Origin of the sequence: Klebsiella sp. X13, assembly GCF_003323835.1 — a bacterium.
Classification (GTDB): Bacteria; Pseudomonadota; Gammaproteobacteria; order Enterobacterales; family Enterobacteriaceae; genus Klebsiella; species Klebsiella ornithinolytica.
Window position 1 is genome coordinate 5,350,819 of sequence record NZ_CP030874.1, and the last position, 24,440, is coordinate 5,375,258.

Annotated in this window: 16 protein-coding genes, 2 tRNA genes and 3 rRNA genes; 8 read left to right on the plus strand and 13 right to left on the minus strand. The window is 53.6% G+C overall.

Going from position 1 to position 24,440, the window contains the following annotated elements:
• Positions 1-35: 35 nt before the first annotated feature.
• From rrf to DSD31_RS25590, 5 genes are all read right to left on the minus strand, one after another.
• A 5S ribosomal RNA gene (gene rrf, locus DSD31_RS25570) occupies positions 36-151 on the minus strand.
• 92 nt (positions 152-243) lie between these two features.
• A 23S ribosomal RNA gene (locus DSD31_RS25575) occupies positions 244-3,149 on the minus strand.
• A gap of 206 nt (positions 3,150-3,355) precedes the next feature.
• Positions 3,356-3,431, minus strand: a tRNA-Ala gene (locus DSD31_RS25580).
• A 109-nt stretch (positions 3,432-3,540) separates the two neighbouring features.
• Positions 3,541-3,617, minus strand: a tRNA-Ile gene (locus DSD31_RS25585).
• Between the two features lie 71 nt (positions 3,618-3,688).
• Positions 3,689-5,228: ribosomal RNA gene (locus DSD31_RS25590) — 16S ribosomal RNA — on the minus strand.
• The 16S, 23S and 5S rRNA genes sit together here with 2 tRNA genes alongside, the layout of an rRNA operon.
• Positions 5,229-5,705: 477 nt before the next feature.
• Here DSD31_RS25590 and DSD31_RS25595 point away from each other — a divergent pair.
• Together DSD31_RS25595 and mdtD are read left to right on the plus strand one after the other, a co-directional pair.
• A complete protein-coding gene (locus tag DSD31_RS25595; protein ID WP_004869256.1) occupies positions 5,706-6,407 on the plus strand; it encodes a FadR/GntR family transcriptional regulator in 702 nt (233 codons plus the stop codon).
• Positions 6,408-6,419: 12 nt separating this feature from the next.
• Positions 6,420-7,817, plus strand: coding sequence for a multidrug transporter subunit MdtD (gene mdtD, locus DSD31_RS25600; protein ID WP_004869253.1), 1,398 nt, complete (start codon positions 6,420-6,422; stop codon positions 7,815-7,817).
• Here the strand turns inward: mdtD and rbsR are convergent.
• The 7 genes from rbsR to kup form a co-directional block, all read right to left on the minus strand.
• Positions 7,814-8,797, minus strand: a complete 984-nt coding sequence (gene rbsR, locus DSD31_RS25605) for a ribose operon transcriptional repressor RbsR (protein ID WP_004869251.1) — start codon at positions 8,795-8,797, stop codon at positions 7,814-7,816. The two genes, mdtD and rbsR, sit on opposite strands and share 4 nt — an antisense overlap.
• 12 nt (positions 8,798-8,809) lie before the next feature.
• Positions 8,810-9,739, minus strand: coding sequence for a ribokinase (rbsK, locus tag DSD31_RS25610; protein ID WP_086817487.1), 930 nt, complete (start codon positions 9,737-9,739; stop codon positions 8,810-8,812).
• Between the two features lie 102 nt (positions 9,740-9,841).
• Positions 9,842-10,732, minus strand: coding sequence for a ribose ABC transporter substrate-binding protein RbsB (gene rbsB, locus DSD31_RS25615; protein WP_099144753.1), 891 nt, complete (start codon positions 10,730-10,732; stop codon positions 9,842-9,844).
• 27 nt (positions 10,733-10,759) lie between these two features.
• Positions 10,760-11,725: a ribose ABC transporter permease gene (rbsC, locus tag DSD31_RS25620; protein WP_004869245.1), complete on the minus strand. Its 966-nt coding sequence runs from the start codon at positions 11,723-11,725 to the stop codon at positions 10,760-10,762.
• 5 nt (positions 11,726-11,730) lie between these two features.
• Entirely contained in the window at positions 11,731-13,236 is a 1,506-nt protein-coding gene (gene rbsA, locus DSD31_RS25625) for a ribose ABC transporter ATP-binding protein RbsA (RefSeq protein ID WP_004869243.1), read from the minus strand.
• Between the two features lie 10 nt (positions 13,237-13,246).
• A complete protein-coding gene (rbsD, locus tag DSD31_RS25630; protein WP_004869242.1) occupies positions 13,247-13,666 on the minus strand; it encodes a D-ribose pyranase in 420 nt (139 codons plus the stop codon).
• A gap of 185 nt (positions 13,667-13,851) precedes the next feature.
• Complete coding sequence (gene kup / locus DSD31_RS25635) at positions 13,852-15,720, minus strand: low affinity potassium transporter Kup (protein WP_004869240.1); 1,869 nt, start codon at positions 15,718-15,720, stop codon at positions 13,852-13,854.
• Between the two features lie 217 nt (positions 15,721-15,937).
• Between kup and ravA the strand changes: the two genes are divergently transcribed.
• Together ravA and viaA are read left to right on the plus strand one after the other, a co-directional pair.
• Positions 15,938-17,437 carry an ATPase RavA gene (gene ravA, locus DSD31_RS25640; protein ID WP_113991372.1) on the plus strand — a complete coding sequence of 500 codons (1,500 nt, stop codon included), beginning with the start codon at positions 15,938-15,940 and terminating at the stop codon, positions 17,435-17,437.
• Positions 17,434-18,882, plus strand: coding sequence for an ATPase RavA stimulator ViaA (gene viaA, locus DSD31_RS25645; protein ID WP_004869237.1), 1,449 nt, complete (start codon positions 17,434-17,436; stop codon positions 18,880-18,882). The genes ravA and viaA overlap by 4 nt, the downstream gene beginning before the upstream one ends.
• A 17-nt stretch (positions 18,883-18,899) precedes the next feature.
• Here the strand turns inward: viaA and asnA are convergent, their stop codons facing one another.
• Positions 18,900-19,892: an aspartate--ammonia ligase gene (gene asnA, locus DSD31_RS25650; protein ID WP_004869235.1), complete on the minus strand. Its 993-nt coding sequence runs from the start codon at positions 19,890-19,892 to the stop codon at positions 18,900-18,902.
• 152 nt (positions 19,893-20,044) lie between these two features.
• Here asnA and asnC point away from each other — a divergent pair, with 152 nt between their 5' ends.
• From asnC to rsmG, 4 genes are all read left to right on the plus strand, one after another.
• Positions 20,045-20,503, plus strand: coding sequence for a transcriptional regulator AsnC (gene asnC / locus DSD31_RS25655; protein WP_004869233.1), 459 nt, complete (start codon positions 20,045-20,047; stop codon positions 20,501-20,503).
• A 91-nt stretch (positions 20,504-20,594) separates the two neighbouring features.
• Positions 20,595-21,035: an FMN-binding protein MioC gene (gene mioC / locus DSD31_RS25660; protein WP_004869231.1), complete on the plus strand. Its 441-nt coding sequence runs from the start codon at positions 20,595-20,597 to the stop codon at positions 21,033-21,035.
• 381 nt (positions 21,036-21,416) lie between these two features.
• Positions 21,417-23,306 (plus strand): tRNA uridine-5-carboxymethylaminomethyl(34) synthesis enzyme MnmG, encoded by a 1,890-nt coding sequence (mnmG, locus tag DSD31_RS25670; RefSeq protein ID WP_004869229.1) that lies wholly within the window; start codon positions 21,417-21,419, stop codon positions 23,304-23,306.
• A gap of 113 nt (positions 23,307-23,419) precedes the next feature.
• Positions 23,420-24,043, plus strand: coding sequence for a 16S rRNA (guanine(527)-N(7))-methyltransferase RsmG (gene rsmG, locus DSD31_RS25675; RefSeq protein WP_004869227.1), 624 nt, complete (start codon positions 23,420-23,422; stop codon positions 24,041-24,043).
• Positions 24,044-24,440 lie beyond the last annotated feature (397 nt).

Genomic DNA, 24,440 nt, shown 5'->3' on the forward strand with positions numbered 1-24,440 from the left:
CCCATCCGTCAGGATGGGCTTTTTACTGATTTGATGCCTGGCAGTTCCCTACTCTCACATGGGGAGACCCCACACTACCATCGGCGCTACGGCGTTTCACTTCTGAGTTCGGCATGGGGTCAGGTGGGACCACCGCGCTATCGCCGCCAGGCAAATTCTGTTTTCACCCCGCATTCCTGCGTGATGATGAATCTGTAATCAAGCTGAACATTCGTCTCTTCGCCAAAACAGCTTCGGCGTTGTAAGGTTAAGCCTCACGGTTCATTAGTATCGGTTAGCTCAACGTATCGCTACGCTTACACACCCGACCTATCAACGTCGTCGTCTTCAACGTTCCTTCAGGACCCTTAAAGGGTCAGGGAGAACTCATCTCGGGGCAAGTTTCGTGCTTAGATGCTTTCAGCACTTATCTTTTCCGCATTTAGCTACCGGGCAATGCCATTGGCATGACAACCCGAACACCAGTGATGCGTCCACTCCGGTCCTCTCGTACTAGGAGCAGCCCCCCTCAATTCTCCAGCGCCCACGGCAGATAGGGACCGAACTGTCTCACGACGTTCTAAACCCAGCTCGCGTACCACTTTAAATGGCGAACAGCCATACCCTTGGGACCTACTTCAGCCCCAGGATGTGATGAGCCGACATCGAGGTGCCAAACACCGCCGTCGATATGAACTCTTGGGCGGTATCAGCCTGTTATCCCCGGAGTACCTTTTATCCGTTGAGCGATGGCCCTTCCATTCAGAACCACCGGATCACTATGACCTGCTTTCGCACCTGCTCGCGCCGTCACGCTCGCAGTCAAGCTAGCTTATGCCATTGCACTAACCTCCTGATGTCCGACCAGGATTAGCTAACCTTCGTGCTCCTCCGTTACTCTTTGGGAGGAGACCGCCCCAGTCAAACTACCCACCAGACACTGTCCGCAACCCGGATCACGGGTCTACGTTAGAACATCAAACATTAAAGGGTGGTATTTCAAGGTTGGCTCCATGCAGACTGGCGTCCACACTTCAAAGCCTCCCACCTATCCTACACATCAAGGCTCAATGTTCAGTGTCAAGCTATAGTAAAGGTTCACGGGGTCTTTCCGTCTTGCCGCGGGTACACTGCATCTTCACAGCGAGTTCAATTTCACTGAGTCTCGGGTGGAGACAGCCTGGCCATCATTACGCCATTCGTGCAGGTCGGAACTTACCCGACAAGGAATTTCGCTACCTTAGGACCGTTATAGTTACGGCCGCCGTTTACCGGGGCTTCGATCAAGAGCTTCTCCTTACGGATAACCCCATCAATTAACCTTCCGGCACCGGGCAGGCGTCACACCGTATACGTCCACTTTCGTGTTTGCACAGTGCTGTGTTTTTAATAAACAGTTGCAGCCAGCTGGTATCTTCGACTGATTTCAGCTCCACGAGCAAGTCGCTTCACCTACCATCAGCGTGCCTTCTCCCGAAGTTACGGCACCATTTTGCCTAGTTCCTTCACCCGAGTTCTCTCAAGCGCCTTGGTATTCTCTACCTGACCACCTGTGTCGGTTTGGGGTACGATTCGTTGTTACCTGATGCTTAGAGGCTTTTCCTGGAAGCAGGGCATTTGTTACTTCAGCACCGTAGTGCCTCGTCATCACACCTCAGCGTTAACAGAAGTCCGGATTTACCTAAACTTCCCGCCTACATGCTTAAACCGGGACAACCGTCGCCCGGCTAACATAGCCTTCTCCGTCCCCCCTTCGCAGTAACACCGAGTACAGGAATATTAACCTGTTTCCCATCGACTACGCCTTTCGGCCTCGCCTTAGGGGTCGACTCACCCTGCCCCGATTAACGTTGGACAGGAACCCTTGGTCTTCCGGCGAGCGGGCTTTTCACCCGCTTTATCGTTACTTATGTCAGCATTCGCACTTCTGATACCTCCAGCAACCCTCACAGGCCACCTTCAACGGCTTACAGAACGCTCCCCTACCCAACAACACATAGTGTCGCTGCCGCAGCTTCGGTGCATGGTTTAGCCCCGTTACATCTTCCGCGCAGGCCGACTCGACCAGTGAGCTATTACGCTTTCTTTAAATGATGGCTGCTTCTAAGCCAACATCCTGGCTGTCTGTGCCTTCCCACATCGTTTCCCACTTAACCATGACTTTGGGACCTTAGCTGGCGGTCTGGGTTGTTTCCCTCTTCACGACGGACGTTAGCACCCGCCGTGTGTCTCCCGTGATAACATTCTTCGGTATTCGTAGTTTGCATCGGGTTGGTAAGTCGGGATGACCCCCTAGCCGAAACAGTGCTCTACCCCCGAAGATGAATTCACGAGGCGCTACCTAAATAGCTTTCGGGGAGAACCAGCTATCTCCCGGTTTGATTGGCCTTTCACCCCCAGCCACAAGTCATCCGCTAATTTTTCAACATTAGTCGGTTCGGTCCTCCAGTTAGTGTTACCCAACCTTCAACCTGCCCATGGCTAGATCACCGGGTTTCGGGTCTATACCCTGCAACTTAACGCCCAGTTAAGACTCGGTTTCCCTGCGGCTCCCCTATACGGTTAACCTTGCTACAGAATATAAGTCGCTGACCCATTATACAAAAGGTACGCAGTCACCTAACAAGTAGGCTCCCACTGCTTGTACGTACACGGTTTCAGGTTCTTTTTCACTCCCCTCGCCGGGGTTCTTTTCGCCTTTCCCTCACGGTACTGGTTCACTATCGGTCAGTCAGGAGTATTTAGCCTTGGAGGATGGTCCCCCCATATTCAGACAGGATACCACGTGTCCCGCCCTACTCTTCGAGTTCACAACGTGTGCATTTTAGTGTACGGGGCTATCACCCTGTACCGCCGGACTTTCCAGACCGTTCCACTAACACACGCGCTGATTCAGACTCTGGGCTCCTCCCCGTTCGCTCGCCGCTACTGGGGGAATCTCGGTTGATTTCTTTTCCTCGGGGTACTTAGATGTTTCAGTTCCCCCGGTTCGCTTCGTTAAGCTATGTATTCACTTAACGATAGTGTGACGAATCACACTGGGTTTCCCCATTCGGAAATCGCCGGTTATAACGGTTCATATCACCTTACCGACGCTTATCGCAGATTAGCACGTCCTTCATCGCCTCTGACTGCCAGGGCATCCACCGTGTACGCTTAGTCGCTTAACCTCACAACCCGAAGCTGTTTCGTAAAACAGTCCGCGTTGCGAAAATTTGAGAGACTCGAACACACCGCTTTTCCTCTCTTATTACGGAGAAAGGAAACAGTGTGTCGTTTCAATTTTCAGCTTGATCCAGATTTTTAAAGAGCAAAACTTCGCAGCATACCTTTTCAGGTACACTCTGAAGTTTTCTTGTTGTGCAGCAGTAAAGGATGGTGGAGCTATGCGGGATCGAACCGCAGACCTCCTGCGTGCAAGGCAGGCGCTCTCCCAGCTGAGCTATAACCCCATCGTAATGTTTCTCTCTGTTTACCGTAATTCGATATCGGGCAAGGCATGGTGATACGAAGCATACTGAAGTATGTGAGTGTCGCCATAACGCAGCACGGTAGCGAATTTGGTAGGCCTGAGTGGACTTGAACCACCGACCTCACCCTTATCAGGGGTGCGCTCTAACCACCTGAGCTACAAGCCTGCAGAGATTTTTTACTGCTTATTTTTCATCAGACAATCTGTGTGGACACTACAAAGGCAGGTTCTTTCAGGTAAGGAGGTGATCCAACCGCAGGTTCCCCTACGGTTACCTTGTTACGACTTCACCCCAGTCATGAATCACAAAGTGGTAAGCGCCCTCCCGAAGGTTAAGCTACCTACTTCTTTTGCAACCCACTCCCATGGTGTGACGGGCGGTGTGTACAAGGCCCGGGAACGTATTCACCGTAGCATTCTGATCTACGATTACTAGCGATTCCGACTTCATGGAGTCGAGTTGCAGACTCCAATCCGGACTACGACATACTTTATGAGGTCCGCTTGCTCTCGCGAGGTCGCTTCTCTTTGTATATGCCATTGTAGCACGTGTGTAGCCCTACTCGTAAGGGCCATGATGACTTGACGTCATCCCCACCTTCCTCCAGTTTATCACTGGCAGTCTCCTTTGAGTTCCCGACCGAATCGCTGGCAACAAAGGATAAGGGTTGCGCTCGTTGCGGGACTTAACCCAACATTTCACAACACGAGCTGACGACAGCCATGCAGCACCTGTCTCAGAGTTCCCGAAGGCACCAAAGCATCTCTGCTAAGTTCTCTGGATGTCAAGAGTAGGTAAGGTTCTTCGCGTTGCATCGAATTAAACCACATGCTCCACCGCTTGTGCGGGCCCCCGTCAATTCATTTGAGTTTTAACCTTGCGGCCGTACTCCCCAGGCGGTCGACTTAACGCGTTAGCTCCGGAAGCCACTCCTCAAGGGAACAACCTCCAAGTCGACATCGTTTACAGCGTGGACTACCAGGGTATCTAATCCTGTTTGCTCCCCACGCTTTCGCACCTGAGCGTCAGTCTTTGTCCAGGGGGCCGCCTTCGCCACCGGTATTCCTCCAGATCTCTACGCATTTCACCGCTACACCTGGAATTCTACCCCCCTCTACAAGACTCAAGCCTGCCAGTTTCAAATGCAGTTCCCAGGTTGAGCCCGGGGATTTCACATCTGACTTAACAGACCGCCTGCGTGCGCTTTACGCCCAGTAATTCCGATTAACGCTTGCACCCTCCGTATTACCGCGGCTGCTGGCACGGAGTTAGCCGGTGCTTCTTCTGCGAGTAACGTCAATCACTAAGGTTATTAACCTTAATGCCTTCCTCCTCGCTGAAAGTACTTTACAACCCGAAGGCCTTCTTCATACACGCGGCATGGCTGCATCAGGCTTGCGCCCATTGTGCAATATTCCCCACTGCTGCCTCCCGTAGGAGTCTGGACCGTGTCTCAGTTCCAGTGTGGCTGGTCATCCTCTCAGACCAGCTAGGGATCGTCGCCTAGGTGAGCCATTACCCCACCTACTAGCTAATCCCATCTGGGCACATCTGATGGCATGAGGCCCGAAGGTCCCCCACTTTGGTCTTGCGACGTTATGCGGTATTAGCTACCGTTTCCAGTAGTTATCCCCCTCCATCAGGCAGTTTCCCAGACATTACTCACCCGTCCGCCGCTCGTCACCCGAGAGCAAGCTCTCTGTGCTACCGCTCGACTTGCATGTGTTAGGCCTGCCGCCAGCGTTCAATCTGAGCCATGATCAAACTCTTCAATTTAAGTTTGATGCTCGTGAATTAAACTTCGTAATGAATTACGTGTTCACTCAGAGACTTGGTATTCATTTTTCGTCCGAGGACGTTAAGAATCCATGTCACTTTGAGTGCCCACACAGATTGTCTGATAAATTGTTAAAGAGCAGTGCGACGGCGCTGAGCGCTCTGTCGCGAGGTCCCGTATAATACGTTTTCCTCATTCAGAGTCAAGCATTTATTTTTGCTTTTCTCTGTTGGCGTTCATCGCTGAACCCCGCTAACCCGGCGGCCTGTAAGCCGTTGTTCCGTGTCAGTGGAGGCGCATTATAGGGAGTTCTGAGACGTTGACAAGCCCTGTTTTAAAAAAACTTTTCAACCGTCTCTTTTTTCACCAAATCAGCCCGTGACGTGGCAAAAAATCAGCGTTTTGCTGTTTTAACCAACGAAATAGTCCACCAGATGGCATACTGATACAGATAAAAAGAGAAAGGAACGGCATATATGTCTTTAAGCGCACAGCAACTGGCGGCACAAAAGAACATCTCCTGGGTATTAGCAGAGAAACTGGCTCAAAAAATCCTGACCGGCGAATACCCGCCGGAAAGTATTCTTCCAGGCGAAATGGAATTGGGGGAACAGTTTGGCGTGAGTCGCACCGCGGTACGCGAAGCGGTTAAGACGCTTACCGCCAAAGGGATGCTGTTGCCGCGCCCGCGTATCGGCACCCGAGTCATGCCACGCAGTAGCTGGAACTTCCTCGACAAGGAGCTGCTCTCATGGTGGTTAACGGAAGATAACTTTGAAGAGGTGGTGAGCCATTTCCTGGTTATGCGCAGTAGCCTGGAGCCTCAGGCCTGTTTTCTGGCAGCCACCTTCGGTAACGCGGAGCAAAAGGCCGAGCTCAATACCTTAATGGAAGAGATGGGCCAGTTAAAAAAACGCTTTCTGCGCGAACGCTGGATAGAAGTCGATATGGCCTGGCATGAGCACATCTATGAAATGAGCGGAAATCCGTTCCTGATCGCTTTCGCATCTCTGTTTCATTCGGTCTACCACACCTATTTCACCTCTATTACTCAGAACGAAGTGGTTAAGCTGGATCTCCACCAGGCCATTGTCGACGCTATCCAGGATAGCGATGGCCCGCGCGCGCTAAGCGCCTGCCAGACGTTATTGAGCGCACCAAACCATTCAGGCAAGTAACAAGGGTTCCGCATGAGCGAAAAAAAAGGGCGCAGTATGGCCGGACTGCCGTGGATTGCAGCCATGGCTTTTTTTATGCAGGCGCTGGATGCCACCATTCTCAACACCGCCCTTCCCGCCATTGCGCATAGCCTTAACCGTTCACCGCTGGCCATGCAGTCCGCCATCATCAGCTACACATTAACGGTCGCTATGCTTATCCCGGTCAGCGGCTGGTTAGCTGACCGCTTCGGCACCCGTAAGGTGTTTATCATTGCCGTCGGCCTGTTTACGCTCGGATCACTGGCCTGCGCCCTCTCCAGTTCATTAATGGAGCTGGTTATCTTTCGCGTGATTCAGGGGATAGGCGGCGCCATGATGATGCCGGTGGCGCGCCTGGCATTATTAAGAGCCTACCCGCGCAGCGAACTGCTCCCCGTACTGAACTTCGTCACTATGCCCGGCCTTGTTGGCCCTATTCTTGGGCCGGTGCTCGGCGGCGTGCTGGTTACCTGGGCCAGCTGGCACTGGATTTTCCTCATTAATATTCCTATCGGCATTATCGGGATACTTTACGCGCGCAAATATATGCCGGATTTCACCACCCCGCGCCGGCGTTTCGATACCACCGGTTTTCTGCTGTTTGGATTGAGCCTGGTACTGTTTTCCAGCGGCATCGAACTGTTTGGCGAGAAAATCGTCGCAACCTGGATAGCCCTTTCGGTCATTGCCCTCAGCGTCATCCTGCTGCTGGCCTATATCCGCCACGCACGCCGCCACCCGACTCCGCTGATCTCGCTTTCTTTATTTAAAACGCGCACCTTTTCGGTCGGTATTGCCGGTAATCTGGCGACGCGTCTGGGAACAGGCTGCGTGCCGTTTCTGATGCCCTTGATGTTGCAGGTCGGTTTTGGCTATCCGGCGATCGTCGCAGGCTGCATGATAGCCCCCACCGCCATCGGGTCGATTATCGCGAAATCGACCGTGACGCAGATTTTACGCTGGCTCGGCTATCGGAAAACCCTGGTCGGCGTCACCATTTTTATCGGACTGATGATTGCCCAGTTCTCATTCCAGTCTCCGGCAATGCCTGTCTGGATGCTCTTGCTACCGCTGTTTGTGCTGGGGATGGCGATGTCTACCCAGTTCACATCGATGAATACCATCACGCTGGCCGATTTGACCGATGATAACGCCAGCAGCGGCAATAGCCTGCTGGCCGTGACGCAGCAGCTATCCATTAGCCTCGGCGTCGCCATTAGCGCCGCAGTGCTACGTTTTTATGAAGGGTTCGACAGCGCCAGTACCGTTGAGCAGTTCCACTATACCTTTATTACGATGGGGGCGATTACCGTGGTTTCGGCGCTGACATTTATGCTGTTAAGAGCGAAAGACGGCCGCAACCTGATTAAGGAGCGGCACAAGCGTTAGACGGAGCCGCGAACGACCAGTTCCGGGGTGAGCTGAACGCGCTGCTGCTTCTGACCCGGATCGGCCATGCGATGAATCAGCACATCGATGGCCAGTTCGCCCAGTTCATCTTTCGGCTGATGGATAGTGGTCAGCGGCGGCGTCATATAGCGCGCCAGTTCGATATCGTCATACCCCACCAGCGCCATATCCTGCGGAATTCGTAACCCGGCCTGATACAGCGATTGATAGGCCCCAACGGCCATCGCGTCGTTGCCGACGAACACCGCCTGCGGCCGCTCGGGTAAGGCGAGCAGCTTTTGCATAGCGCTAAATCCGCCGCCAAATTCGAAATCACTGGTAATGACATAACCTTCCATCACCGGAAGCCCGGCGCGCGCCATTGCCGCGTGATATCCCTCCAGGCGCAGGCGCGACGGCGTTTTATCCAGCGGCCCGGCAATGCAGGCCACGCGGGTATATCCTTTATCAATCAGATATTGGGTTGCCATATCGCCGCCCAGCAGCGAATTGTCCTGAATCAGATCGCTATCGCCGTCGAACGGCGCCCAGTCCATCATCACCGTAGGGACTGACGGGTAGCGCTGCATAATTTCCGGTGAAGGTTGATGCGTTTCGGTACACAGCAGCAGCAGACCGTCGACGCGTTTTTGCATCAGCGTCTCAAGATTGCGGTTCATACGCTGCTCATCGCCTTCGGTATTACACAGCACCAGACTATAACCACGCTCAAAACAGCTGCGCTCCACGCCGCGCACCAGTTCCGAATAAAACGGATTGGTACTGGCGGTGATCAGCATGCCAATGGTCCGGGTCTGGTTTAATTTGAGGCTACGCGCCAGCGCAGACGGCGCATAGTTAAGGTTTTTAATCGCCGCATCAACTTTGGCGGTAATCGCCTCGCTGACGAAGCGATCTTTATTAATGACGTGAGAAACTGTTGAAGTGGAAACGCCCGCCTCGCGGGCTACATCCTTCATGGTAGCCAAACGTTACCCCTGTTGACGTAAAAACTCGTCGATTTCTTCGCGCCATGGTACGGAAGGCTGTGCGCCTTTGCGGGTAACGGCAATCGCTGCCGCGGCATGGGCAAAACGGATCGCTTCGTCCAGCGCGGTTCCTTCCAGTAAGGCCGTCACAAAGGCGCCATTAAAGGTATCGCCAGCGGCAATGGTATCGACGGCCTGAACTTTAAAACCGGGAACCCGACGGCCTTGACCGTCATGGCTGACCCATACGCCCCGGCTGCCAAGCGTAATCATCACGATACCAATGCCTTTTTCATGCAACACACGGGCAGCTTTAGCCGCATCGTCATCGTTTTCAACGCGGATGCCGGTCAGCTTCTCTGCTTCGGTTTCGTTAGGCGTAATAATATCTATCAGCGAAAGCAACTCATCTGGCAGGTGGCGCGCCGGTGCCGGGTTGAGCACAACGGTGGTCTGATGCTGATGGGCGATTTTTGCCGCCGCCAGCACGCTTTCCAGCGGTGACTCCAGCTGCATCAGCAGCGCCTGAGCACCCGCAATACGCGCTTTTTCCGCCTCAACCTGCTCGACAGAGAGCGCGGCGTTAGCTCCGGCATGAATACCGATGACATTCTCACCTTCGGCGTTAACAAAAATCAGCGCCACGCCGGTCGATTGAGCGTTGACCGCACGCACCGGCGCAACATCGATACGATCGCGCTCCAGCTGGCGGCGAACGCGTTCGCCGATATCGTCATCACCGGTACAGGCAATAAACGCAATATCCGCGCCGCTTCGCCCGGCGGCGACGGCCTGGTTAGCCCCTTTACCGCCGAAAGCCACCTGATAATGATGACCGGTGACGGTTTCGCCCGGCGTCGGGAAAGATTCAAGGTTAAGAATGTGATCGGCATTGATGCTGCCAAGGACGACAAGTTTGCCTGCGGTTTTCATTATTTCTGTTCCCGGGAAAGCGCGCCACCGGACTCCGGTGGCGCATGCCCTGCTTTTCTTTTTTATATTGTCCCTCGGATCGTTTCCGAGCCGAATCGCATATTACTGCTTAATGACCAGCTTCAGCTCAACCGGATAGCTGGCATCCACTTTCTCACCCTTCAGCACTTTATCAGCAGTCTCCACGCCTTTCACGCCGATCTGCTCTGGCAACTGAGCGATGGTCGCTGCCAGTTTGCCACTATTTACGGCTTTTTCGCCATCCGGAGTACCGTCAAATCCAACCACCATCACATCGGATTTGCCTGCCGTTTGTAATGCGCGCAGCGCACCCAGCGCCATTTCATCGTTCTGCGCAAACACCGCTTTCACATCAGGATGGGCGGTCAGCAGGTTCTGCATGACGTTCAGACCTTTGGTTCGGTCGAAGTCCGCCGGCTGGCTGGCCAACACATTGAATTTGTGCGCGGCAACGGCCTGCTTAAAGCCCTCACCACGTTCACGAGCTGCGGAGGTCCCTGCAATACCCTGCAGTTCAATCACTTTCGCGCCTTCACCGGCTTTCTTCGCAATGTAGTCGCCGGCCATCTTACCGCCCAGCACGTTATCAGACGCGATATGGCTGACGACGTCGCCTTTCGAAGCCTGACGGTCGAGGGTAATCACCGGGATCTTCGCCTGGTTAGCCATCTTCACGGCGTTACCTACTGCATCAGAATCGGTAGGGTTAATCAGCAGCAGCTTCGCGCCACGTACCGTTAAATCCTGCACGTTCGCCAGCTCTTTCGCCGGGTTGTTCTGCGAATCCAGTACGACAAGGTTGTAACCCAGTTTGTCAGCTTCTTTCTGCGCCCCATCTTTCAGAGAAACAAAGAACGGGTTATTCAGAGTAGAGATCACCAGGGCGATAGTGTCTTTGGCCATCGCGTTGGCGCTGACGGTTGCGCTGAGAGCCACAGCAGAGACCAGGGTCGCCAGTTTTTTCATATTCATAGTTAAGATGTCCTGTAGAGTTCTTAGTTACTGCTTTTTGTTGTCTACCAGCACCGCCAGCAAAATTACCACCGCTTTCACGATCATCTGGTAATAGGATGAAACGCCTAATAGATTCAAACCGTTGTTCAGGAAGCCAAGGATCAACGCACCAATCAAGGTACCGACAATACGGCCTTTACCACCCGCCAGACTGGTGCCGCCGAGCACGACCGCCGCGATAGCATCCAGTTCATAGCCGGTCCCCGCCGTCGGCTGCGCGGAAGAGAGACGCGCCACTTCGATAATCCCCGCCAGCGAAGCCAGCAGGCCGCATAACGAATAGACGATGATTTTTACTTTATTGACGCTGATGCCGGATAAGCGGGTTGCCGCCTCGTTACCGCCCAGCGCATAAATATAACGACCCAGCCGCGTATGGTGCAGCATGTACCAGGCCGCCAGAAAGACGATTGCCATAATCCACACCGGCGTCGGAACCCCTAACGGGCGCCCGATACCAAACCAGCCAAACAGGTCGGCGTTATCAGTAAACCCGGTGTTCACCGGACTACCGTTGGTGTAGACCATCGTCACCCCGCGCAGGAGCAACATCATCACCAGGGTAGCGATAAAGGCCTGAACACGCCCTTTCGCCACAATCACGCCGGTCACTGCGCCAATTGCCGCGCCTAAAGCAAGCGCCGCGGCAATCGCCACCAGCGCATTAACCTCCAGCCCCACAATCGATGCCGCAACCGCGCCGGTCAGCGCCAGCAGGGAGCCGACGGACAGGTCGATCCCCGAGGTCAGAATGACCAGCGTCATTCCGACGGCCATAATGGCGTTGACCGACGTCTGCTGCAGAATATTGAAGAGGTTATTAACGGTAAAAAAGTTGGGGCTCATGGTCGAAACAATCGCTATCAGCACCAGCAGGGCAATCAACGACTTTTGCTCCATCAGCCATGCTTTTGTGAAATAGCGGCGACCAGTAACAGCCTGGGTTGTCATCTTTTTTACTCCTGATTCACACGGTTAAGCTTGCCCACAGCGGCAGCCATCAATACTTCCTGGGTGGCCTGCTCGCGTGTGAACTCACCGCCGAGATGCCCTTCATGCATCACGATGATGCGATCGCTCATGCCCAGCACTTCCGGCATCTCCGAAGAGACCAGAATGATGCTCAGACCATCGGCTTTAAACTGGTTGATCAGCTGATAGATCTCTTTCTTCGCCCCCACGTCCACGCCGCGGGTCGGTTCATCAAGGATCAGCACCTTCGGCCGCGTCATCAGCCCGCGGGCGATGGCCACTTTTTGCTGGTTACCGCCGGAGAGCAGACCTATTGCCTGTTCCATTGACGGCGTTTTCACATTGAACAGGCGGATAAAATCGCTCACCGCCTGCTGCTCATCTTTGTGTTTCAGGCGGCCACCAGCATGGCTGAAATAGCGCAGTGCCGTTAACGACATGTTTTCTTTCACCGACATACCGAGCACTAAGCCATCGCGCTTGCGGTCTTCGGAAATATAGACAATCCCGTTTGCCAGACCATCCTGAGGGGAACGGGTCACCACTTCATGGCCGTCGAGCGTGACGGAACCGCTGGTGCGCGGCAGCGCGCCGTACAGCACCTTCATCAACTCCGTACGTCCGGCCCCCATCAGCCCGGCGACGCCGAGAATTTCGCCCTGACGAAGGGAAAAGGTCACATTTTCAACGCCCGGTCCGCACAGATTGTCCACCTTCAGACGAACCGTACCGGGCGCTTTATCCAGGTGCGGGTACTGATCTTCCAGCTTGCGGCCAACCATCATTTCGATCAGCAGATCTTCATTCAGACTGGCTACCTCGCGCTCGGCGATAAACTGCCCGTCGCGAAAGACCGTCACATCATCGCAAATCTCGAAGATCTCTTTCATACGGTGAGAGATATAGACAATTCCGCGCCCCTGCGCTTTCAGCTCGCGGATGACGCGGAACAGAGATTCCGTTTCGGTATCGGTCAATGCGTCCGTTGGTTCATCCATAATGATGACCTTCGACTCAAAGCTCAGCACCTTGGCGATTTCAACCATCTGCTGATCGCCAATCGACAGATCGCCCACCAGCTTCTGGCTGTTAAAGCGTAAATTCAGCTTTGCCAGCAGTTTGTCGGCTTCGGCATACATTGTTTTCCAGTCGATTTTGCCAAACCGGTTCACGAACTCACGACCGAGGAAAATGTTTTCCGCGATCGTCAGCTGTGGGATCAGATTGAGTTCCTGGTGAATAATGCCGATACCGGCTTCCTGGGAGGATTTCGGTCCGTTGAAGGTGATCTCTTTGCCGAGCCACAACAGCGAGCCGGCATCGCGAGTATAGATCCCGGTCAGCACCTTCATCATGGTGGATTTGCCAGCACCGTTTTCGCCGACCAGCGCCATCACGCGGCCAGCATAGACATTGAGCGAGGCGCCGGAGAGCGCCTTAACGCCAGGGAACGCTTTATCGATCCCTTTTAATTGCAATAAGGCTTCCATATCGGCGACCTCAGAACGTCACGCCGGCACAGAGAATAACGTTCGCATACGGGGAACACTCCCCGCTGCGAATCACCGCCTGACTATCTGCGGTTTGTTTTTTAAACTGCTCATGACTGGTGTAACGAATTTCAATGGTGTTTCCCTGGTGTTGCTGCAGCAGCTCAAGGTGAGTGAGCAACGTCGCATGGAGCTGCGGATTATGAGTTTTTATCTCTTCCGCCAGGATCGCCGCCTCAACCTGCATTTCCGCCGTCACCACCTCCAGAACCTGCATAAATGAGGGAACGCCCTGGGTTAATGCCATATCGATGCGCGCGCTGCTGCGGGGAACCGGTAAACCGGCATCGCAGACCACCAGCGTATCGGTATGACCCAGGCGGGAGATAACCGAAGAAATATCAGCGTTAAGTACGGTGCCTTTTTTCATTTTTCTCTTTTGCTCCATTAGCGAAACGTTTCGCTGTCGCAAGTATTGTCAATACACGCGCGAAAAACCATCACCAGAAGAGAGAAATGTGATCGCCATCGAAACGTTTCGCAAACGCCGGGAAGGAAAAGTGAAGCGGGGCAAAAAACCAAAAAAAGCCCTTCACGTGGAAGGGCTTCAGAGCATCAGATTTCGACCTGGGTACCGAGTTCAATCACCCGGTTTGGCGGGATTTCAAACTGGTCCGGCGCCCTCAGGGCGTTACGCTGCAGCAGGAGGTACAGTTTTCCGCGCAAACGCAGATACCATGGCCGTTTGCCGATAATCAGCGATTCATGCGACATAAAGAAGGAGGTTTCCATCATCCGACAGCTCAGGCCTTCCAGCCCGCAGCGGTGGAACACCTCTTCCACGTTTGGCGTTTCGCGCCAGCCGTAGCTGGCCACCACGCGCCAGAACGACGGTGAGATTTGCTCAATCTGCACCCGGCGGACGTTATGCACATAAGGCGCATCTTCAGTACGCAGCGTCAGCAGAATCACGCGTTCATGCAGCACCTTGTTGTGCTTCAGGTTATGCAGCAGGGCAAACGGAATCACGTTCAGCGCACGGGACATATATACGGCAGTCCCCGGCACGCGAACCGGCGGTGATTTTTCCAGAGAAGAGATCATCGCTTCCAGAGAGTTACCGTGTTCATGCATCCGACGCAGCAGACGGAAACGCTCGCTTTTCCAGGTCGTCATCACGGTGAACATCACCAGACCCAGGGTTAACGGCAGCCAGCCGCCGGAAACAATCTTATCGAGGTTGGCCGAGAACAGCGGAAAATCAATGCTCATAAAGGCGATAAGGAGCAGCGCGACAACGAACTTATTCCAGCGCCAGTTTTTACGCGCGACCGTAGTGAAGAGAATCGTGGTCAACACCATGGTTCCCGTTACCGCGATCCCGTACGCCGCCGCCAGGTTCGAAGAGTGCTCGAAGTTGATAATCACGATCACCACCGAGACATACAGCAGCCAGTTGATGAACGGAATATAGATCTGTCCGGACTCCATTTCCGAGGTGTGAATAATCCGCATCGGCGACAGATATCCCAGACGAACCGCCTGGCGAGTCAGCGAGAAGACGCCGGAAATTACCGCCTGCGAGGCGATAACCGTCGCCAGCGCAGCAATGATCAGCATCGGAATCAGCGCCCATTCAGGGGCCAGCAGGAAGAAGGGGTTTTTGATCGCCTCCGGGTGCTGCAACAGCAGCGCTCCCTGACCGAAGTAGTTCAGCACCAGCGAGGGCAGTACCACCGAGAACCAGGCCAGGCGAATCGGAAGTTTGCCAAAGTGCCCCATATCCGCATACAGCGCTTCAACACCGGTAATGGACAGCACCACCGCGCCCAGCGCAACAAAAGAGACGGTTTTATATTCAAGGAAGAAATGAACCGCCCAGTAAGGGTTTAGCGCCTGCAGCACTTCCGGGTTGGCGATAATGCTGCGCGCGCCCAGTACCGCCAGCAGCAGGAACCAAATCAGCATAATCGGCGCGAACAGCTTGCCGACCATACTGGTGCCGTGCTTCTGGATAGCAAACAGCAGCGTCAGCACGATAATGGAGATGGGGACAATCCAGGTATCCAGATTAGGGGCGATAATTTCCAGCCCTTCAATAGCCGACATGACCGAAATCGCCGGCGTAATCACCACTTCGCCATAGAAGAAGCTGCCGCCGATCAGGCCAAGAATAACCAGAACCGACGTCATTCGCGCGGACGTATTGCGGCCCGCCAGCGACATCAGCGTCAGGATCCCCCCTTCACCGGCGTTATCTGCGCGCATGACGAAGGTGATATATTTGAGTGATACGGTAAAGATCAATAGCCAGAATATTAGCGACAGAAAGCCGAAAACAGCATCACGTTCAACGCCAAACCCAAACTGACCAGACAGACATTCCCGAAGTGTATACAGCGGACTGGTACCGATATCTCCGTATACCACGCCGATAGCCGCCAGCGTTATTGCTGGCAACGATTGCTTATTATCAGTGCTCATAGACTAGTCTTTTCGTTTATAAAACAAATGTGTGCCTAGTCCCTTGGCCCACAAAAAGCGCACAGTATGCACGATTATTTGCTGAATCGTACCCCTAACGAACATCATATTAACCTGACTCAAAGAAAATAAATCGATTCTTCAGGCTATTACCATCCCTAATCAAACATCTATACTCGGATCAATAACGACACATGAAAAAGCACGCAACTCAATTATGGCTCAATCACATTTACTGGCAGAAAGAATTTCCCGGCTCAGCGCCTCCCTCGAAAAAGGTTTGTTCGAACGCAGTCACGCGATACGACTCTGCCTGCTTGCCGCACTCAGCGGCGAAAGCGTTTTTTTACTCGGTCCGCCGGGCATCGCTAAAAGCCTGATCGCCCGCCGCCTCAAATTTGCCTTTCAGCAAGCCCGCGCCTTTGAATACCTGATGACCCGCTTTTCCACTCCGGAAGAGGTTTTTGGTCCACTCTCCATCCAGGCGCTGAAGGATGAAGGACGCTACGAACGCCTGACGACAGGCTATCTTCCGGAAGCCGAAATTGTCTTCCTCGATGAAATCTGGAAAGCCGGGCCGGCGATCCTCAACACCTTACTGACGGCAATCAACGAACGTCATTTCCGCAACGGGGCGAAAGAAGAAAAAATCCCCATGCGCCTGCTGGTGGCGGCCTCAAACGAATTACCGGAAGCGGACAGCAGCCTTGAAGCGCTGTACGACCGTATGCTCATCCGTTTATGGCTGGATAAGGTTCAGGATAAAACGAACTTCCGCTCGATGCTGATAAGCCAGCAGGATGAAAACAGCAACCCGGTCCCCGCCAGCCTGCAGGTCAGCGACGAAGAGTTCCGGCAGTGGCAGCAGGATATCAGCGCCGTGACGCTTCCGGATAGCGTGTTTGAGCTTATCTTCCAGCTCCGCCAGCAGCTGGATACGTTACCGGGTTCGCCTTATGTCTCGGATCGGCGCTGGAAAAAGGCCATTCGTCTGCTGCAGGCCAGCGCCTTCTTCAGCGGCCGGGATACTATTGCTCCTATCGATCTGATTTTGCTGAAAGATTGTCTGTGGCACGATATCGAAAGCATGAATCTGATGTCACAGCAGCTGGAAACCTTGATGACCAGCCATGCCTGGCAACAGCAGGCAATGCTGACCAAACTGGGCGCCATAACCCAAAGACGCATCCAAATCCAACAGCAGCACAGCGACAAAACCGCGCTGAAGGTCACGCGCCTCGGCGGGATGTTCAGCCGTAAGCCGCATTATGAATTACCGTCTGAACTCAAAGATACCACGCTGACTCTGCTGCTCCAGCAGCCGCTTAAGCTGCACGATATGGAAGTGATTCATATTACCTTCGTCCGCGAAGAGCTTTCGCACTGGCTGGAAAAAGGCGGTGAAATCCGCGGCAAGCTTAACGGCATTGGTTTCGCCCAGCAGCTGAATATCGATGTCGATGCCAGCCAGCATCTGGTTGTGCGCGACGTCAGCCTGCAAGGATCCCGTCTTTCGTTGCCCGGCAGCGAATCGCAAGAAAACATGCCGGCAGAAATCCGCCAGCAGCTGGAAGCGCTGGATGACGAGTGGCACCAGCAACATAACCGCTTTAGCGAACAGCAAAAATGTCTGTTTATTCCCGGTGACTGGCTAGGACGTATTGAAGCCAGCCTGCAGGACGTCGGCACGCAGATTAAACAGGCGCGACAGCCATGACGCTGGATATGCTGAATGTCATGCTGGCAGTCAGCGAAGAGGGGATGATCGAGGAGATGCTGCTGGCGCTGCTGGCCTCTCCTCAGCTTGCCGTGTTCTTCGAAAAATTTCCGCGCCTGAAGAATATTATCGCCGCCGATATTCCACGCTGGCGGCAAGCCGTCAGAGCACGACTCAAAGAGACGCCGATCCCGCCGGAGCTGGATATTGAAGTACAGCACTATCAGCGATCGCAGCTGCTCTCCACCTCGCAGTTCATCGTGCAGCTCCCGCAGATCCTTGGCCAGCTGCATCAGCTGCACTCGCCGTTTGCAGCCCAGGCGCAGCTGCTGGTGGATGACAATGCGACCTTCACGCCCGCACTACATACCCTGTTTTTACAACGCTGGCGTCTGAGTCTGGTGGTGCAGGCAACCACACTCAACCAGCAGCTACTGGATGAAGAACGCGATCAGCTGCTGAGCGAAGTCCAGGAGAGGATGACGCTGAGCGGGCAGCTGGAGCCGGTGCTGGTGGAAAACGATAACGCCGCGGGCCGGCTGTGGGATATGAGCGCAGGTGAGCTGAAGCGCGGTGACTATCAGCTGATCGTTCGCTACGGTGACTTTCTCAGCCAGCAGCCGGAGCTGATGCAGCTGGCTGAACAGTTAGGCCGCTCGCGGGAAGCCAAATCGGTACCGAAAAAGGATGCGCCGATGGAAGCCTTTCGCAGCCTGGTGCGTGAGCCGGCAACGGTACCGGAACAGGTTGATGGCCTACAACAGAGCGACGATATCCTGCGCCTGCTGCCGCCGGAGCTGGCGACGCTGGGGATCACTGAACTGGAATTCGAGTTCTATCGCAAGCTGGTAGAAAAGCAGCTGCTGACCTATCGGCTACATGGCGACGCCTGGCGGGAAAAAATCACCGAGCGGCCGGTGACCCGACAAGATGTTGACGAGCAGCCGCGCGGACCGTTTATCGTCTGCGTCGATACTTCCGGCTCGATGGGCGGTTTCAACGAACAGTGCGCCAAGGCATTTTGCCTGGCATTAATGCGGGTGGCGCTGGCGGACAATCGCCGCTGCTTTATTATGCTTTTCTCCAGTGAAGTCGTGCATTACGAGCTGACGGGCCCGCAGGGTCTGGAGCAGGCGATCCGCTTCCTGAGCCAGCGTTTTCGCGGCGGTACGGATTTAGCCAGCTGTTTCCGTTCGATCATTGAGCGAATGCAAAATCCGCAGTGGGTCGATGCCGATGCGGTGGTGATTTCCGATTTTATTGCCCAGCGGCTGCCGGACGAGGTGATCAATAAGGTGGGGGAGCTACAGCGCAAGCATCATCATCGCTTTCATGCGGTGGCGATGTCTGTACATGGCAAACCCGGCATAATGCGCATCTTCGATCATATCTGGCGCTTTGATACCGGGTTACGTAGCCGCCTGCTGCGACGCTGGCGGCGTTAACGGATCTCTCCGGGCAATTAAAGGAGCGAAGTCACGCTCTCACGAACCTGCGCCGGCCATACGCCGCACTGCACCTGGCCGATATGATCCAGCTGCAGCAGCAGCATGGTAAGACGGGATTGACCAATGCCGCCGCCAATAGTCTGCGGCATTTCACCGCGCAGCAGCGCCTGGTGCCACTCCAGTTTCAGGCGATCCTCATCACCGGTGATCGCCAGCTGGCGCTTCAGGGCCTCGGCATCCACGCGGATCCCCATAGAGGAGAGCTCGAAAGCGTCTTCCAGCACCGGGTTCCACACCAGAATATCGCCGTTCAGGCCGCTAAAGCCTTCCTCAACCGACGTACTCCAGTCATCATAATCCGGCGCACGAACGTCGTGACGCTGACCATCAGAAAGCTTACCGCCAATCCCTATCAGGAATACGGCTCCCAGCTCTTTGGCAATCGCCCGCTCGCGGCCTTTGGCATCGAGATCCGGATAACGGCTCAGCAGCGTCTGGCTATGGACAAACTGAATCTGTTCCGGCAGGAACGGCGTCAGGCCGAACTCTTTACATACGGCGGCCTCGGTCGCTTTGATCCCGGCGTAGATAGCCTCTACGGTTGATTTTAATGTGCCGACATGACGTTCATCATCACCCATCACGCGTTCCCAGTCCCACTGGTCGACGTAAACGGAGTGAATGGCGGTCAGTCGGTCTTCATCGGGGCGAAGGGCCTTCATGTGCGTGTACAGCCCTTCGCCCGCGCTGAAGTCGTGTTGTCCCAGGGTTTGACGTTTCCACTTCGCCAGTGAATGAACCACTTCGAACTGGGCGTCTGGCAGTGTTTTCACTTTCACCTGAACCGCTTTCTCGCAACCAGACAGGTTGTCCTGAGTCCCGTCTCCTACGCGGCTTAAGATAGGTGCCTGGACTTCAATCAGACCAAGCTTCTCTTCCAGCTGGCGGGAAAAGTGAGACTTAACGAAACTAATCTGGCGTTGTTTTGCGATGTATGCGGTTTTCATTTTTTATTACTCCTGCGTCCTGTTGATATTGATTAAGCAACAAAAACGACCACAAATTCAATAATCAAACAACAAAAAGCCATGTTCACTTTTGATTCATTAAAATATATGGCTAATATAGAAAGAATCATCAAACATCATAAGAAAAACCTATGGAAAATTATCAGATCGACAATCTGGACCGCGGCATCCTGGAAGCCTTAATGGCCAATGCCCGTACCGCCTATGCTGAACTGGCCAAACAGTTTGGCGTCAGCCCGGGGACGATTCATGTTCGTGTGGAGAAGATGAAACAGGCGGGCATCATCACCGGTGCCCGTATCGACGTGAACCCCAAACAGCTCGGTTACGACGTCTGCTGCTTTATCGGCATCATTTTGAAAAGCGCCAAAGACTATCCCTCCGCGCTGGCCAAACTCGAAAGCCTCGACGAGGTTACCGAGGCCTACTACACCACCGGGCACTACAGCATCTTTATTAAGGTGATGTGCCGCTCGATCGATGCCCTGCAGCAGGTACTTATCAACAAGATCCAAACAATCGATGAAATTCAGTCCACCGAGACCCTGATCTCCCTGCAGAACCCGATCATGCGGACCATCCGCCCGTGATCGGGCTTTTTTAATCCCACATTTTCCACAGGTAGATCCCAGCTCTCACACAGCGTACAATGTGCCACTCTGAATAATTGAGCAGACGATCATGGCAGACATTACGCTTATCAGCGGCAGTACCCTGGGCAGTGCGGAATATGTAGCGGAGCATCTGGCTGAAAAGCTGGAAGAGGCGGGCTACAGCACCGAAATCCAGCACGGTCCGTTGATCGAGGATCTGCAGGCTGAAGGGATCTGGTTAGTTATCTCCTCGACACATGGTGCGGGCGATATCCCTGATAATCTGCTGCCGTTCTATGAAGCGCTTCAGGAAAAGCAGGCAGACCTGTCCGCCGTTCGTTTTGGCGCCGTAGGTATTGGTAGCCGCGAATACGACACCTTTTGCGGCGCCATCGACAAAATCGACAGCGCATTGAAGGCATGTGGTGCCCAACAGATCGGCGAAACGCTGAAGATAAATGTCCTGGAACATGAAATTCCGGAGGATCCGGCTGAGATTTGGGTCGGATCCTGGAAAGATTTACTCTAAGTTTTGTAAAGATCGTCCGATCTTCTGTGGATAACTACAGTTAAAAGCTCTGATCAACCGGTAGTTATCCAACGTATAACCAGTGGCTGCTTTTTGACCTGTGTATAACCCTTCATTTTGATCCCAGCTTATACGGAACAGGATCACCGATCATTCACAGATAGTGATCCTTCTTAAGCATTTGATCTTAAAACGCGGATCCGGCTTATCCACAGAAAGGTTCGATCCTAATAAGAGATCACAATAAAACAGATCTCTAAATAAAAGATCTTCTTTTTAATACTCAAGATCCCGGAGCTTTCTCGATCGACTAAAGTTGAGTAGAATCCACGGCCCGGGCTTCAATCCATTTTCAAACCGCTTTATGCGAGGCATACCACCATGTTTTATCAGGATCCTTTTGACGTCATCATCATTGGCGGGGGTCATGCAGGCACTGAGGCCGCGATGGCCGCAGCGCGAATGGGTCAGCAGACCCTGCTTTTGACACACAATATCGACACGTTGGGGCAGATGAGCTGCAACCCGGCGATTGGCGGCATTGGGAAAGGACACCTGGTAAAAGAAGTGGATGCGCTTGGCGGACTGATGGCGAAAGCGATCGACCAGGCAGGCATTCAGTTTAGGATACTAAACGCCAGCAAAGGCCCGGCGGTACGGGCGACACGCGCTCAGGCAGACCGCGTGCTCTATCGTCAGGCGGTGCGCACTGCGCTGGAAAACCAGCCCAACCTGATGATCTTCCAGCAGGCGGTTGAGGATCTGATTGTTGAAAACGATCGGGTTGTCGGTGCCGTTACCCAAATGGGTCTGAAATTCCGCGCCAAAGCGGTGGTCCTGACCGTCGGCACCTTCCTTGACGGCAAGATCCATATCGGACTGGATAATTACAGCGGTGGTCGCGCAGGCGATCCGCCGTCCATCCCCCTTTCTCGCCGCTTACGTGAGCTGCCGCTACGCGTCAGCCGCCTGAAAACCGGTACGCCGCCGCGTATTGACGCCCGTACCATCGATTTTAGCGTTCTGGCGCCGCAGCATGGTGATAACCCCATGCCGGTCTTCTCGTTCATGGGCAACGTGTCTCAGCATCCGCAGCAGGTACCGTGCTATATCACGTATACCAACGAGAAAACCCACGACGTGATCCGTAATAACCTCGATCGTAGCCCAATGTATGCCGGGGTGATTGAAGGGATCGGACCGCGTTATTGCCCGTCGATCGAAGATAAAGTGATGCGTTTTGCCGACCGTAACCAGCATCAGATCTTCCTCGAGCCAGAAGGGCTGACATCCAACGAAATTTATCCAAACGGTATCTCCACCAGCCTGCCGTTTGACGTACAAATGCAAATTGTTCGCTCTATGCAAGGCATGGAGAACGCCAGAATCGTTCGTCCAGGCTACGCTATTGAGTACGACTTTTTCGACCCGCGCGATCTGAAGCCGACGCTGGAAAGTAAATATATCCACGGTCTGTTCTTTGCCGGACAGATTAACGGCACCACGGGTTACGAAGAAGCTGCCGCCCAGGGGCTGCTTGCCGGTCTGAACGCCGGTCGTTTCTCTGCGGAAAAAGAGGGATGGGCACCGGCGCGTTCGGAAGCCTACCTCGGCGTGCTGGTCGACGATCTGTGTACTCTGGGGACCAAAGAACCGTACCGGATGTTTACTTCACGCGCCGAATATCGTCTGATGCTGCGCGAAGATAACGCCGATCTGCGTCTGACGGAACAGGGGCGTGAACTGGGTCTGGTCGATGATGAACGCTGGGCGCGTTTCAACGAGAAGCTGGAAAGCATTGAGCTGGAGCGTCAGCGTCTGAAATCCACCTGGGTTTATCCGGCGGCGGACAGTGCGGAAGAAGTGAATGCTCACCTGACTGCACCACTTTCTCGCGAAGCGAGTGGAGAAGATTTACTCCGTCGTCCGGAAATGACCTATGAGCAGCTGGTTCAGCTGTCGCCGTTCGCGCCGGGCCTCGAAGATGTGCAGGCCGCAGAACAGGTCGAAATCCAGGTGAAGTACGAAGGGTATATTGCTCGTCAGCAGGAAGAGATCGAAAGACAGCAGCGTAATGAGAATACGATCCTGCCGGCAACGCTTGATTATCGTCAGGTGATCGGGTTGTCGAATGAGGTGATTGCCAAGCTCAACGATCACAAACCGTCTTCAATCGGTCAGGCTTCGCGTATTTCCGGCATCACGCCAGCGGCGATCTCTATTTTGCTGGTCTGGCTGAAAAAGCAGGGGATGCTGCGCCGTAGCGCCTGATTGCCCTGACAGGCGGAATTGCGGATAGCAGGCTGCTTCTCCGCCCTTTTTGATTCACCGGCCCGGTAAGCGTCATCGCCTCCGGGCTCATTATTTCTGGACAGGTACTGAACGTGCTCAACAAACTCTCTCGTCTGCTGGCTGAAGCCGGTATTTCGCTCACCGATCACCAGAAAAACCAGCTGGTGGCCTACGTTGGCATGCTGGATAAGTGGAACAAAGCCTACAATCTGACTTCCGTTCGCGATCCGAATGAGATGCTGATTCGCCATATACTCGATAGCATTGTTGTTGCGCCGTACCTGCAGGGAACGCGTTTTATCGATGTCGGAACAGGGCCTGGACTACCGGGAATCCCGCTGGCGATAGTTCTCCCGCAAGCACATTTCACGCTGCTGGACAGCCTCGGTAAGCGCGTGCGTTTTCTTCGTCAGGTCCAGCATGAGTTAAAACTGGAGAATATCGCCCCGGTTCAGAGCCGCGTGGAAGATTTCCCCGCTGAGCCGCCGTTCGATGGCGTCATCAGCCGCGCATTTGCCTCGTTGAATGACATGGTCAGCTGGTGTCATCATCTGCCGTCGGAAACCGGCTGCTTCTATGCGTTGAAAGGGGTGGCCCAGGAAGATGAAATGGCAAATCTTCCCGAAGGATACACCGTCAGCGAGATCATCAGGCTGCATGTTCCTGAGCTGGAAGGGGAGCGTCACCTGGTGGTTATTAAGCCAAAAATGATTTAGTTTTTATCAAAAAATGTGAAAAAAATGAGACCGCCGCATGTTACAAAAATAAATGTCACTGCGAGCTATTCCCGGCGTGTTTTAACCATGTTTTTACTATGGGTTATCTCGAAGTTAACTTTAACGGTTGGTTAACCCATAAAATAGTCAACATTGAAAATATCAGTACGCTAAAAATCGAGTAACTGACAGGGCATACAGATGTTAAATATTTATTATAAATGTCAATAAAAGGTTTTCATTGTATGCGCGGTTGTTTTATAAAAACTGCTCATTTTTTATCTTTAATATCAAAAAGATGAAAACAGACAATTTATGAGCGGAATTAATTCGCTTTACTCTAAAATGTTTAATATGTGATCTGGTGCACGCTTTAATCTCTGTGTTTTCTCAGTAT

Coding starts and splice junctions, on each gene's coding strand:
- rbsB (WP_099144753.1), bottom strand. CDS start 10,732: ATGAATATGAAAAAACTGGCGACCCTGGTCTCTGCTGTGGCTCTCAGC.
- mdtD (WP_004869253.1), top strand. CDS start 6,420: ATGAGCGAAAAAAAAGGGCGCAGTATGGCCGGACTGCCGTGGATTGCA.
- viaA (WP_004869237.1), top strand. CDS start 17,434: ATGACGCTGGATATGCTGAATGTCATGCTGGCAGTCAGCGAAGAGGGG.
- asnC (WP_004869233.1), top strand. CDS start 20,045: ATGGAAAATTATCAGATCGACAATCTGGACCGCGGCATCCTGGAAGCC.
- rbsA (WP_004869243.1), bottom strand. CDS start 13,236: ATGGAAGCCTTATTGCAATTAAAAGGGATCGATAAAGCGTTCCCTGGC.
- rbsR (WP_004869251.1), bottom strand. CDS start 8,797: ATGAAGGATGTAGCCCGCGAGGCGGGCGTTTCCACTTCAACAGTTTCT.
- rbsD (WP_004869242.1), bottom strand. CDS start 13,666: ATGAAAAAAGGCACCGTACTTAACGCTGATATTTCTTCGGTTATCTCC.
- mnmG (WP_004869229.1), top strand. CDS start 21,417: ATGTTTTATCAGGATCCTTTTGACGTCATCATCATTGGCGGGGGTCAT.
- kup (WP_004869240.1), bottom strand. CDS start 15,720: ATGAGCACTGATAATAAGCAATCGTTGCCAGCAATAACGCTGGCGGCT.
- rbsC (WP_004869245.1), bottom strand. CDS start 11,725: ATGACAACCCAGGCTGTTACTGGTCGCCGCTATTTCACAAAAGCATGG.
- ravA (WP_113991372.1), top strand. CDS start 15,938: ATGGCTCAATCACATTTACTGGCAGAAAGAATTTCCCGGCTCAGCGCC.
- DSD31_RS25595 (WP_004869256.1), top strand. CDS start 5,706: ATGTCTTTAAGCGCACAGCAACTGGCGGCACAAAAGAACATCTCCTGG.
- asnA (WP_004869235.1), bottom strand. CDS start 19,892: ATGAAAACCGCATACATCGCAAAACAACGCCAGATTAGTTTCGTTAAG.
- rbsK (WP_086817487.1), bottom strand. CDS start 9,739: ATGAAAACCGCAGGCAAACTTGTCGTCCTTGGCAGCATCAATGCCGAT.
- mioC (WP_004869231.1), top strand. CDS start 20,595: ATGGCAGACATTACGCTTATCAGCGGCAGTACCCTGGGCAGTGCGGAA.